Source organism: Embleya sp. NPDC001921, assembly GCF_053594475.1.
On record NZ_JBSFEO010000011.1, the window covers coordinates 173,199 to 186,361 of the forward strand.

Consider the following 13,163-nt stretch of genomic DNA (forward strand, 5'->3'; position numbering starts at 1 on the left):
GCCGCGCGGTGTGGGGACTCCGCGGCCCGTGTCTCCCCACACCGCGCACGCGTGCCGTCAGGACACCGGCACCCCCGCCCCACCCGCGCCGGCCAGCCGCCGGTCCGCCTCGGCCTGAATGGTGTCCTTGTCACCGATCTCCACATCCGGGATCGCGTCCGGCAGCACGTCCTCCATCCGACTCAGCGGCCGGTACAACAACCCCACCAGGCCCCAGACGCCCAGCGCCAGGCCGACCAGGACCAGCAACAGACCGGTGCCACGCCCGGGTCCGGTGCCCAGCAGCACGCCCACCGAGTCGGCGAGCGCGCCGTCCGAGCGCAGCAGCGGCTCGAACACCCGGTCCGCCAGCGGTCCGGCGGTCAGGAAGCCGAGCGGCATCATCGACATCGCCAGCATCTGATTGGTGGCCAGCACCCGACCCTGCAACTCCATCCCGACCTTGGTCTGGATCAGGGCCATCCAGTGCGAGTTCAGGATCATCAGCGCCGCCCACAACACGAACAGTCCGACCGCGACGAACACCGGCTCGGGCCGGCTGCCCGCCAGCACCGCGGCCACCCCCACCACCGAGGTGAAGCCGATCATGCCCGTCGCCCGCCGGGCGGTCCCGCCCCACAGCGCCATCACCAGCGCGCCCAGCACCGCGCCGACCCCGCCGACCGCGGTCACCACGCCCAGCGTCACCGCCGACCCGTCGGCCAGCACCATCGGGGTGACCAGCACGGTGGCCACCGCGAAGAGGTAGTTGAACACCACGAAGAAGACCACCATCGCCACCAGCCCGCGCCGGCGCACGATGTAGCGCCACCCGGTGACCACTTCGCGCAGCAGCGGCTCCTCGCGCTTCTCGAACAGCGTGTCGGGGAAGCGCACCCGCAGCAGTACGCTCACCCCGATCAGGAACGTGGCCATGTCGAACAGCACCACGCCGTGCAGGCCGACCGCCGCGACCAGTACGCCGCCGGCCAACGCCGCCAGCATGTCCCCGGAACCGGTGCCCAGTTGGGCCAGACCGTTGGCCTGCCCCAGATAGCGCTTGGGCACCAACTGGGCGATCGCGGCGATGTAGGCGGGCCGTTGGAAGGCGTTGCACACCGAGCCGACGCAGGCGACCACGTACACGTGCCAGAGCTGCAGCTGGTCCGTCCACAACAGCACGCCCAGCGACAACATCGCGGCGGCGGCCACCGTATCGGTGACGATCATGATCCGCCGCCGGTCCACCCGGTCCGCGACCGCGCCCGCGATCGGCAACAACAACACCGCGGGCAGCACCGCGGCCACCGAGATCATCGCGAAGTCGAAGGCCGACCCGGTCCGCAGGTAGACCCACACCCCCAGTGCGAAGGTGGACAGCGCGGTGCCGATCATCGACACGAACTGCCCGCCCGCCACCTTCGCGAAGGTGGCCAGATTCGGCCGGGCCGAGGCCGCCCGCGGGCCGGGAGGCGGGTCGGCGGCCCCGGGTCCGGGACCGGCCGACCAGCGACTCAACACCGCGGCCAGTTCGACGGCCTGGTGTTTGAGGAAGTAGTGCCCCGCGCGCGGGATCACCGCCAGTTCGACCCTGGGGCCGAAGTGCTCCCACTCCGCGTAGCGCTCCTCGTACAACAACGTCGCACGGTCCTTGTCGCCCACCACGCACAGGATCGGCGCGGCCACCGGCGTCGGGTGCGCGTCGCCGTAGGCACGCGTGTAGAAGTCCTCGGCCTGGCGCACATCGTGCCGCAACGCCCGGATCAGGAAGCGCTGTTCGGCCTCGTCGTAGACATCGGTGAAACCACCCATCGCGCGCAGGTAGTCGAGGTAGGCCCGGTCCGAGAGCAACCGGTCGCCGGGCAGCCGCCTGGCCACCCACTCGGCGAACCGGCCCGGAAGCCGAGCCGCCGGGAAGGTCCCGCCCAGTGCGACGCCGCGCAGTTCGGCCCCGGCCGCCTCCAGCCGTCCGGCCAGCGCGGTGGCCAGCGCACCGCCCAGGCAGTGGCCGTAGAGCAGGATCGGGCCGCCGATCCGCTCGGTGATCCGCACCGCGAGCCGGTCGGCGAGCTGCTCCAGCTCCTCGGGTTCCTCGTCCGGCCGACTGGGGTCGTGGCCGGGCAACTCCACCGCGTACAGCCGATGTCCGGCGGGCAGCGCGTCCGCGAGTGGTTGGAAGGTGATCGGACTGCCGCCGCCGTACGGCACGCAGACCAGGGTCAGCGTGGTCGGTCCCGCGTCCTTGGTGAGCCGGTGCAGCAGCGGGCGCGGACGCTCGGCCGGGCCGTCTTCGCCGGCGCGCCCGTCGAGCAGGGCGGCGAGTTCGCGCACGGTGGGGTGTTGGAACAGGTCGATGATGGACAGGCCCCGGCCGATCGTGCGGACCGCGCGCACGGCGGAGAAGCTGTCGCCGCCGAGCGCGAAGAAGTCGTCCGCCGCGCCGACCCCGGTCGTGGCCAGGACGTCGGCGAAGGTCACGGCCACCGCCACCTCGGTGGGCGTGGACGGCTCGACGCCGCCCTCCTGCGCCGGAACGAGCTCGGGCGCGGGCAGTGCCGCCTGGTCCACCTTGCCGGCGCCGGTCAGCGGCAGCGCGGCCAGGACGAGCACCGCCGAGGGCACCATGTAGTCGGGCAACCGGGTTCTCAGGGCCGCCCGGATCGCGCCCGCGTCCACCGTCGCCGTCGCGTCCGCGACCACGTATCCCACCAGCTTGCGTCCCGCGCCCTCGCCCCGGGCCACCACGATCGCCTCGCGCACCCCCGGCCGAGCGCCGAGTTCGGCCTCGACCTCGCCGATCTCGACCCGGAAACCGCGGATCTTGACCTGCTGGTCGGCCCGGCCCAGGAACTCGATCGCTCCGTCCGCACGGCGCCGGACCAGGTCCCCGGTGCGATACGCGCGCCGCCCGGCCCACTCGACGAAGCGCTCGGCGGTCAGGTCCGCGCACGCGAGGTAGCCGCGCGCCAACCCCGCTCCCGTCACGAACAGTTCCCCCGGCACGCCGACCGGCAACTCCCGCCCGTGCGGGTCCAACACGTACGCGCCGACGTTGCCGAACGGCAGCCCCAGCGGCGCGCTCGCCGCACCGGCCGGCACGGCGGTGACCGGCGTGCCGAGCATCGACACGGTGGTCTCGGTCGGCCCGTAGTGGTTGTGCAGCGTCAACTCCGGCCGGGCCGCCCGCAGGCGGTCCACCGCGTCCGCGCGCAACGGCTCGCCCGCGCAGATCAGCAACGCGCGCGGGAGCACGTCGGCGAGCCGATCGCCGAGCGCGGCCAGGCCCTCCAGGTGGCTGGGCACCAGTTTCATCGCGTCGATGCGATGCGTGCTCAGATACCGCGCGAACGCGTCCGGATCGGTGGCCTGGTCCCGGGTGAGCAGGTGCAGGCAGCCGCCGCCGGTGAGCGCGCCGAACACGTTGGTGGTGCCCAGGTCGGCGGCGAACGTGGAGACCAGCGCCCAGTTCCACGGCCGCCCGTCGGCCGCCCGTCCGGGACCCACCCGTTCCCGCAGGCCGTGCAGGTAGTTGCGGTAGTTGCGGTGCTCGACGGCGACCGCCTTGGGCGCGCCGGTGGATCCGGACGTGAACAGCACGTAGCACAGGTGGTCCGGCCGCACGTCCACGGCCAAGGGCCCCGGGTCCACCTCCGGAGGCGCCTCCTCGGGCACCACGACGGGCGGCGACCCGGGCAACCGGGGCCGCAGTTCCTCCGTCGTGACCACCGCGACCGCGTCGGCGGCCGTGAGCAGCGCGCGCACCCGCTCGTCCGGGTACAGCGGGTCCAGCGGCAGATACGCGCCACCGGCCTTGAGAATGCCGAGCATGCCGACGATCAGCGCGGTCGAGCGCTCCGCGAACAGCCCGACCACGCGATCCGGCCCCACCCCGAGGCCGCGCAGCCGACGCGCCAGCACGTTCGCCCGGCCGTCGAGCTCGGCGTAGCTCAGCTCGCCGTCCACGCCGCGCACGGCGGGCGCGTGCGGCGTGCGGCGGACCTGCTCCTCGATCAGGGCGTGCAGGGTGCCGTCGGTGTCCCAGTCCCGGGCGGTGTCGTTCCAGCCCGCGAGTTGCCGCTCCTCGCCGGCGGTGAGCAGCGGCAGTTCGGCCACCGCGCGGTCCGGGTCGGCGATCATCGCATCCAGCACGGTGGTCAGGTGCCCGAACACCCGCCGGATGCTCGCCTCGTCGTAGAGCACGCTGCGCCACACCAGGTCGGCGACGAGTTCGTCGGCGGGCCCGGTGTCGAGCACGGCGAGCGACAGGTCGAACTTCGCCGCGCCGGTGTGCGTATCGCACCACTCGACCTCGACGCCGGGCAGCGTGGGCCGGGCCGGGGCCTGGTTGTGCACGTTCAACAGGACCTGGAACAGCGGCGTGTAGGCGAGTTCGCGATCCAGGTCGAGCGCGTCGATCAGCCGGTCGAAAGGGAGTTCCTGGCGCGCGAAGGCGGCGAGGGTGTCCTCCCGGACCCGGCCGAGCAACTCCCGTACCGTCGGCTCGCCGGACAGGTCGGTGCGCATCGCCAAGGTGTTCACGAAGCAGCCGATCAGGGCGTCCGTGCTGCGGTGCGTGCGCCCCGCGACCGGACTGCCCACGGTGACGTCGGTGACGCCGTTGTACCGGGCCAGCACGATCTGCAGCGCGCTCAGCAGCACCATGTACGTGGTGCCGCCGGTGCGTTCGGCCAGGGCCCGGATCCGCCTCGAGCGCTCCCTGCCGAAGCCGACCTCGATCCGCTCGCCCCGGGTGTCCGCGACGGCCGGACGCGGCCGGTCCACCGGCACGCTCACCGTGCCCGGCGCGCCCCGCAGCCGGGCCCGCCACCAGGTCTGCTGGCGGTCGAGTTCGGCGGCCAGGGTGGTCTGCTGCCGGTAGGCGACGTCCGCGTACTGGACCGGCAGCGAAGCGAGTTCGGGCGGATGACCGGCACAACGCGCGGTGTACGCGGCGGCCAGGTCGTCGAACAGTACGCCCACCGACCACGCGTCGGCGGCGATGTGGTGCAGCACCAGGCTCAGCACATGCCGCTCCCCCGTGCACAACAGGACTGCCCGGATCGGGAGTTCGTGGGACACGTCGAAGGGGCGGCGGGCCTCGGCGGCGAGCCGGGCGGTCACCTCCGCCTCGGCCACGCCGAGCACGGACACCCGGAACCGGTCGATCTCGTGCACGGTGGGCAGGACGTGTCCGTCCACGCTGGGATAGACCGTGCGCAGCACCTCGTGCCGGGCGACCACGTCGGTCAGCGCGGCCACCAGCGCGTCCCGGTCCGGCCGACCGGTCAGGCGCAGCACGAGCGGCATGTTGTAGGCGGCGCCGTCGGGTTCGTACTGCGCGAGGAACCACATGCGGCGCTGCGCGGCGGAGAGCGGTGTGGGCACGTCGGCGGGCCTGGGGGCCAGGTCGGCGCGGGGGGCGGCGACTCGGGCCCGGGCGAGCCGGCTGCGGAGCAGGTCGCGGCGGGCGCGGTCGGGGTCGGGTTCGGGGCGCGTGGTCAGGATCTCCTCGGAGTCGGTCATCACGCGTCCCGGTCGGTCGAGTCGGCCGGGGCGGTGTGCCCGTTCGCGACGTTCGGCCCGCTGGGGCGGCCGAAGTCGGGTGCGGATTCGTCGATTTCGCTCAGCAGGATGTCCTCGATCCGGCGGGCCATCGCGGCCAGCGTCGGCGCCTCGAAGACGACCCGCAGCGGGAAGTCGATCTCGAAGCGCTCGCTCACCAGGGCCATCAGGCGCAGCCCGAGCAGCGAGTTGCCGCCCAGCGCGAGGAAGGTGTCGTCGCGGCCGATCCGATCCGGGCCGAGCAGTTCGTGCCAGATCTCGGCCAGGATCTCCTCGCAGTCGCCCTCGGGGGGCGCGCCGCTGCCGCCGGGCCGGGGTTCGGGCAGCGCGGCCCGGTCGACCTTGCCGGCGGGGGTCAACGGCAGCGCGTCGAGCGGCACGAGCACACCGGGAACCATGTATCGGGGCAGCCGCTCGCCGAGCGCGGCGATCAGGTCCGTCGCGACGAACGGACCGTCCGGGACGACGTACCCGACCAGCGTCGGTCCGGCCGGGCCCGCCCACAGGGTCGCGACCGCGGCCGTGACGCCCGCGAGCGCGGCGAGTCCCGCCTCGATCTCGCCCAACTCGATCCGGAAGCCGCGCAGTTTGACCTGATGGTCGGCGCGCCCGAGGTACTCGAGGGTGCCGTCGCGTCGGCGGCGGGCGAGGTCGCCGGTCCGGTACATCAGTGTTCCGGGTGGGCCCATCGGGTCCTGGACGAAGCGTTCGGCGGTCTGTTCGGCCCGGCCGAGGTAGCCGAGCGCGACCCCGGTGCCCGCGATGCACAGTTCGCCGGGAGCGTTGACCGGCGCGGGACGCCCGGCCGGGTCCAGCACATAGACGCGGGTGTTGGCGATCGGTGCGCCGAGCGGGACCACGGGCAGCGCGGCGTGCGAGCGGTCGACGCGCAGGACGGTGGACCATACGGTGGTCTCGGTGGGGCCGTACATGTTCCACACCCGCGCGCAGCGATCCAGCAGCGCGCCGGCCAGGTCCCCGGTGAGCGCCTCGCCGCCGCAGAGCGCGACCAGTGCGGCCGGCCAGGTCCCCTCCGCGTCCAGCAACATCCGCCAGGTGGCCGGCGTCGCCTGGCAGACCGTCACCCGGTGGCGCTCCAGCCAGTCGGCGAGCCGTCGGCCGTCGGCGGCGGTGTCCCGGTCGGCGATCACCACCCGGGCGCCGACCACCAGCGGCAGCCACAACTCCAGCCCGGCGATGTCGAAGGTGAGCGTGGTGACGGCGGCCATCGTGTCGGCGGCGGTCAGTCCCGGTTCGTCGGCCATCGAGAGCAGGAAGTTGACGATCGCCCGGTGCGGTACGGCGACCGCCTTGGGTCGGCCGGTGGAGCCGGAGGTGTGGATCAGGTATGCCGGGTCCTCCGCCTCGGCGTGCCCATAAAGCGGGCCCTCGTCGGCCGCGTCGACCTCGGCGCCGTCCACCGCGATCACGTCGTAGCCGGGGTCGGCCGACAGCGGGGACGCGGCGGCGGCCGCGCTCTGCCCCACGATCAGGGTGACCTTGGCGTCGTCGAGCAGGGCCCGGTTGCGGGCGATCGGCTGGTCGGTGTCGATGGGCAGGTAGGCCGCGCCGGTGCGGAGCACGCCCAGCAGGGCGGCGGGCAACAGGTGGGTGCGGGGCATGGCGATCGCGACCAGGGTGCCGCGGTCGGCACCGCGCCGGCGCAGGACGTGCGCCAACCGGTTCGCGGTGGCGTCCAGTTCGGCGTAGGTGAGGCTGCCGGTGTCCGCCACGACGGCGGTCTCGTGCGGGGTGCGGGCGATCCGCGCCGCGACCAGGTCGGGCAGCCGCAGGTCGGGCCGGGCGATCGGGGCCGGGTTGACGGACTCGATCAGCCGGTGTCGTTCGGCCGGGCCGAGCATGATCGTTTCACCGATCGGCCGGTCCGGCGCGGCCAGTACCTCGGCCAGCACGGCCAGCAGGTGGTCCACGATGGTCTCGATCGACGCGGCGTCGTAGCGCCCGGTGCGGTACTCCACGGACAGCAGCGGTCCGGTGCTCGGGAACTCGACGAACATCGACACATCGGTCTTGGCCCCGCCGTTGCACACCTCGTTCAGGAACTCCAGGGTCAGACCCGGCAGTTCCACCGATGCCCCCGGGTGGTTCTGGACCGCGAGCAGGATCTGCGACACGGGGGTCGAGGTCTCCGCGCCCGAGATGCCGGCGAAGCGGAGCTGTTCCAGGTAGGGCAGGGCGCTGTGGTCGAGCGCGTCGAGCACCACCGGGCGCAGTCGGCGCACCAGTTCCCGGAACGTGTCGGTGCCCTCGACCCGGAAGCGCAGCGGCACGGTGTTCAGCAGCGGGCCGATGACGTCCTCGAGTTCGGGCAGCGGGCGGACCGCGAACGGGCTGAGCACCGCCTGATCGGTGCGGCCGGTGTAGCGGTGCACCAGCGTGCCGAGCGCGGCGAGCAGGGTCATGTACAGGCTGGCGCCCTCGCCGGCCGCCCATTCCTCGGCGGCGCGCAGGAGTTCGGGATCCAGCCGGCGCGTCAACCGGGCTCCGCTCGGATCGAACGGGTCGGGCCGAGTGCGGTCGCCGGGCAGGTGCTGTTCGGTGCCCAGGCCCCGGAGTCGGCCGGCCCAGCGCCGCGCCTCGTCGTGTTCGGCGTCCGCGTGGCGTCGTTCCCAGCGGGCCACGTCGGAGTACTGCAGGGCCGGTTCGGCGAGCGGCAACCCCTGGTAGGCGTGCGCCAGATCGCGCAGCAGCAGGCCGATCGACCAGCCGTCCATCGCGATGTGGTGCACGGTGAGCAGCAGTTCGTGCCGGTCCGGACCGACCCGCACGACCAGCGCGCGCAACAGCCGGCCCTCGGCCCGGTCCAGCGGTCGCAGGGCCTCGGCGCGCAGGACCGCGTCCAGGCGCTCCTCGTCCGCGTCCGGCAGGTCCAGCAGGGCCGGCTCGACCGGGTAGGGCGGCCGGATCTCCACCACCGGTTCGCCGCCCCGGTGCACCAGCGCGGTGCGCAGCACCTCGTGCCGGCGCACCACCTCGCCCAGTGCCCGGCCCAACGCGGCGACGTCCAGGGCACCGCGGGCCCGGATCCGCAGCGGCACGTGGTACAGCGCACTGCCCGGCCGGACCATCTCGTGCATCGCGAACTCGCCCTGCACGGTGCCGGCCGTCGCGGGAGCGTGCGGTTCGCGGCACGGTGGCGGCACCGTCGTCCGGGCCGACCCGGTGGACGCGTCGGCCTGCCGCACGTGCTCCGCCAGGGCGGCCGGCGTGGGGTCGGCGAAGAACACGTCGAGCGGAATCCGCACCCCGCAGGCCCGCTGTACCCGGGCCAACAGCCCGACGGCGAGCAGCGAGTTGCCGCCGGACTCCAGGAACGGATCGTGCACGCCGATGCGATCGGCGCCGAGGACGTCGCGGAACAGGTCGGTGATCGTGGTCTCGGTCGGCGTCCCGGGCGCGACGAACTCGATGTCCCGGAAGCGGGTCCGGGTCGCGGCGGGCAGCGCGTTGCGGTCGATCTTGCCGTTGAGGGTGAGCGGCAGCAAAGTCGGCAGCACCATCGCGTCCGGCAGCATGTAGGCCGGGAGTCGGGTCAGGCAGTGCGCGCGCAGTTCGGCCGGGGTGGGTTCGGGACTGCGGTCGGCGCCCTGCACGAACGCCGCCAGATACGGTCCCAGCGCGTCTTCGCGCAGCACCACGGCGGCCGCCTGGACGCCGGGGTGTCCGGTCAACACCGCCTCGATCTCCCCGAGTTCGATCCGGAATCCGCGCAGTTTGACCTGCTGGTCGACCCGCCCGTGATACTCCAGCGCGCCGTCGGGCCGACGCCGGACCAGGTCGCCGGTGCGGTACCGACGCTCCCCCGCCACGGTGACGAACCGCTCGGCGGTCAGGTCGGGACGGCCGTGATATCCCTGCGCGAGGCCCTCGCCCGCCAGGTACAGCTCGCCGAGCTCGCCGGGGGCGACCGGTTCGCCGCTCTCGTCGTGCACGTGCGCGGTGGTGCCGGGCAGCGGTGTGCCGATCAGCGGTTCGGCCCGGTCGGTGCGGTCCACCACGGCCCAGGTGGAGTACACGGTGTCCTCCGTCGGCCCGTACAGGTTGTAGAGCCGCTCGACCTGCGGACACGCGTATACCTGGTCCGCGACCCGACGCGAGAGCGCCTCGCCGACCAGGTTGATCGTGCGCACCCCGGGCGGCAGTCCGGGCCCGCGTAAGAGCGCGGCCATCGCGCTGGGCACGGTGTTGATCAGGGTGACCTCGTCCCGCGCGGGCGCGTCCGCGAGCGCGAGCACGCTGTCCACCAGGACGACGCCCGTACCCACCACGAGCGGGAAGAACAGCTCGTACACCGAGATGTCGAAGCACACCGAGGTGGAGAACAGCACCCGGTGGGCCTGGTCGGGCCGATAGGTGTCGGCCGCCCAGCGCAGCATCGCGGTGACCCCTCGGTGGGTCACCCGAACCCCCTTGGGCCGCCCGGTGGACCCGGACGTGTAGAGCACGTAGGCGAGTTCGTCCGGCCCGGTGTGCGCGCGGGCGGGACGTACCGAATCGGCGGGCGGATCGGCGTCGACGTACACCAGGTCGGCCGAAGCGTCGGCGAGCAGGTGTTCGTGCGCGCGGTCGGTGACCACGACGGGAGCCCGCGCGTCGCCGAGCACCCACTCCAGTCGCTCCCGCGGGTACTCGGGGTCCAACGGGACGTACGCGGCGCCCGCGCGCAGGACCGCGACCAACGTCGCGACCAGGTACGGGGTGCGCGGCAGGCAGACGCCGACCAGGTCGCCCCCGGCCACCCCCGCCTCTGCCAGGCGCGCCCCGACCCGATCGGCCATGGCACCCAACTCGCCGTAGGAGAGCCGGTGTTCCCCGGCGATCAAGGCGATGAGCGTGGGCGATTGTTCGATCCGGGCATCGACCAGAGCGGCCAGGGATGCGGTCGGATCCAGTGCTGGGTAGGCGGTTGGACTCATCGACTCTCCTGAGGTGTCCTGATGCCGATTCGTGGTCGGCGGCGCAGACGATGTACTCCCGGGGAGATCGTGGAGGAAAGAGTTGACTGTGCCTAGCATCTGTCCCCCACTACTTCGGGTTGGCCTGAAGCCGCCGTCGCGGGCGGTGGTCACGGGGTTGGGCGGGACTGGAATTCGCATTGCTTCGGACTGCTTCGGACTGCTTCGGATGTGGATCCGACCGCATCGGATCGGGTCCGGTCGGGCAGCCTGTGATCCGGTCGGGTCGCCTGTGATCCGGTCGGGCCGCGTGTGATCCGTCGGATCGTGCCTGCTCTGGTCCGGTCGAATCGCGTCCGGTGAATCTCGCGGGCCCGTGGAGCTCGCAGGCCTGCGGAGCTCGCGGGCCCGTGGAACTCGCGGGCCGGCAGGCCGCGCCGGTCCGTGCCTCAAGAAGTACCGCCTCGGGCTTGCATCCCGCTTGGCGCGGGCCGGCTCCCGGGGCACGATCGTCCGACGTGGCGCCGGCCGGCCACCCGGGCGACCATCGGGCGACCACCCGCCGACCACCGCGCGTACCCGACCGTTGGGCAGAGCTTCAGCGTCGCGTGATCGGGGGTTCGCCCACGCTCCCTAGGTTTCGAACATGCCTTCGCAGACAACTTCGTCCCCGTTCCGGCTGCCTCCGCGGCATCGCTCCCGACTCCGCATCGGCGCCGTGGTCGCCGCCCTCGGGATCGGCGCCACCGCCACCCTCACCGGCGTCTCGGTCGCCGCCCCGGACACCCCCGCCGCGCCGCCCGCCGGCGACGTGGTCGTGTCCGAGGACTTCGCCGGCTCCGCGCTGCCCACCGGATGGCGGGCGGTCGAGGGCGATTGGAAGGTCGAGAACGGCCGCCTGGTCGGCACCTCGGCGAACTCCGGCCAACAGAGCCGGATCACCTTCGGCCGGCATCTGGACGACTTCCGCTTCGAGGCGGTCGTCCGCTTCGAGAGCGCCGTCGACGCGGCACGCTGGACCGCGTTCGGCCTGGACGTGCCCGCCGCCGGCACGACCCCGTGGTCGATCGCGACCATGCGTACCGGGACCACCGCCGGCAACGGCCTGGAGTTCGCCCAGCGCACCACCGGCGACGCGTGGAACGTGACCGACACCGGCTCGGCGCCGACCGCCGCCGGGATCGGCCGGGACGTGCGGGTCGCGGTCGAGGTGCACGGCAGCCGGGCACGCCTGGTCGTGGACGGCCGCGAGGCGCTGCGCAGCACCCGGGTCCAGCGCTCCGCCGACGGCGCGCAGGCGCTGCTCGTCAACGGTTCGCGGGTCTCCTTCGACGACGTCAAGGTCACCCGGCTGGCCCCGGAGGCGAACGCCTACCTGCGCGCGCCCGGCGCCCCGCTCACCGTGATCGCGCACCGCGGCGCGTCCTCCGCCGCGCCGGAGAACACGCTGATCTCGGACGAGACCGCCCGCAGGGCCGGCGCCGACTGGATCGAGAACGACGTCCAGCCCAGCAAGGACGGCATCCCGCACATCCTGCACGACGACACGGTCGACCGGACCACCGACGGCAAGGGCCGGATCCGGGACCTGACGGCCGCTCAACTCGCGGCCCTGGACGCCGGTTCGTGGTTCTCCCCGCTGCACAGCGGAGCCCGGGTGCCGACCCTGCGCGCACAACTGGAGGACCTGCGCACGCGCGGCGGCAACCTGCTCCTGGAAATCAAGGGCAAGCACACCAAGGACGAGGTCTCCCGGATCGTCAAGGACATCCGCGACACCGGGATGAGCGGCCGGGTCTTCGTCCAGAGCTTCGAGGTCGACGCGCTCACCTTCACCCACGAGCTGGCCCCCGATCTGCCGCTCGGTCTGCTGCGCGGCAACCTCGACGCGGATCCGGTCGCGCTCGCCAAGCAGCTCGCCCTCAAGGCCTACAACCCCTCGGCCGCGGGCCTGGCCAAGCGCCCCGGTGTGGTCGCCGACCTGCACCGCGCCGGCGTCGCGGTGATGGTCTGGACGGTCGACGACGCGACCGGGTGGAAGACCCTGGAGGCGGGCGGCGCGGACGCGATCATCACCAACCGTCCCGCCGAACTGGCCGGGTGGAATGCCGCCTGGCGCCAGACCGGCACTCCCGAGCCGCCCGCCGCGCCCACCGTCGAGGTGCTCGCGCCGGCCGCCGGCGCCAAGGTCGAGCGCGCGAGCAACCCGGTCCCCTCGCTCCGCACCACCGGCGCCGACACGGTCCGACTCACGCTGGACGGGCGGGAGTTCGCCGCCGGCACGCCGATCGACTCGGGCACGCTGCCGCTCGGCGCGCACACCCTGCGGGCCGAGGCCAAGGGCCCGGGCGGCACCGCGGTCGCGGAGTCGGCCTTCACCGTCACCGCCTCACGGACCGGCCTCGCCCACCTGATCCTGACCTCCGCCGCCGACCGCACCGCGATCGCGACCCTGACCACGATGCTCGCCCACGACCAGTACGAGGCACTCGCCCGCTGGGCCGACAACCAGGCGGGCCGCACCATCCCGGCGCCCCGGGCCGAGCTGATCGCCTCGGACGCTCGCGCGCTGGGCTGATCGGGTCGGTTCGCGAGCACTGCGCCGGCCGGGGGGAAGCGCGGTGCTCGCGAACCGCCCTCGGGCCGAAAACGGGCGAGGTGGATCTACATGCCGACCAGGGCACGTGGATCCACCTCGCCCGTCGG

3 protein-coding genes are annotated in these 13,163 nt (G+C 73.3%); 1 reads left to right on the forward strand and 2 read right to left on the reverse strand.

Translation table 11 applies throughout. The features are described 5' to 3' along the window. Positions 1 to 57: 57 nt before the first annotated feature. Entirely contained in the window at positions 58 to 5,502 is a 5,445-nt protein-coding gene (locus tag ACWCPW_RS15950) for a non-ribosomal peptide synthetase/MFS transporter (RefSeq protein WP_449762135.1), read from the reverse strand. Beyond that, a complete protein-coding gene (locus tag ACWCPW_RS15955; RefSeq protein WP_449762136.1) occupies positions 5,502 to 10,478 on the reverse strand; it encodes an amino acid adenylation domain-containing protein in 4,977 nt (1,658 codons plus the stop codon). The genes ACWCPW_RS15950 and ACWCPW_RS15955 overlap by 1 nt, the downstream gene beginning before the upstream one ends. Positions 10,479 to 11,103: 625 nt before the next feature. Between ACWCPW_RS15955 and ACWCPW_RS15960 the strand changes: the two genes are divergently transcribed. Continuing rightward, entirely contained in the window at positions 11,104 to 13,035 is a 1,932-nt protein-coding gene (locus tag ACWCPW_RS15960) for a glycerophosphodiester phosphodiesterase (protein ID WP_449762137.1), read from the forward strand. Positions 13,036 to 13,163 lie beyond the last annotated feature (128 nt).

Excerpts from the sequence above, each read along its gene's own strand:
- ACWCPW_RS15950 (WP_449762135.1), bottom strand. The coding sequence starts at position 5,502 with ATGACCGACTCCGAGGAGATCCTGACCACGCGCCCCGAACCCGACCCC.
- ACWCPW_RS15960 (WP_449762137.1), top strand. The coding sequence starts at position 11,104 with ATGCCTTCGCAGACAACTTCGTCCCCGTTCCGGCTGCCTCCGCGGCAT.
- ACWCPW_RS15955 (WP_449762136.1), bottom strand. The coding sequence starts at position 10,478 with ATGAGTCCAACCGCCTACCCAGCACTGGATCCGACCGCATCCCTGGCC.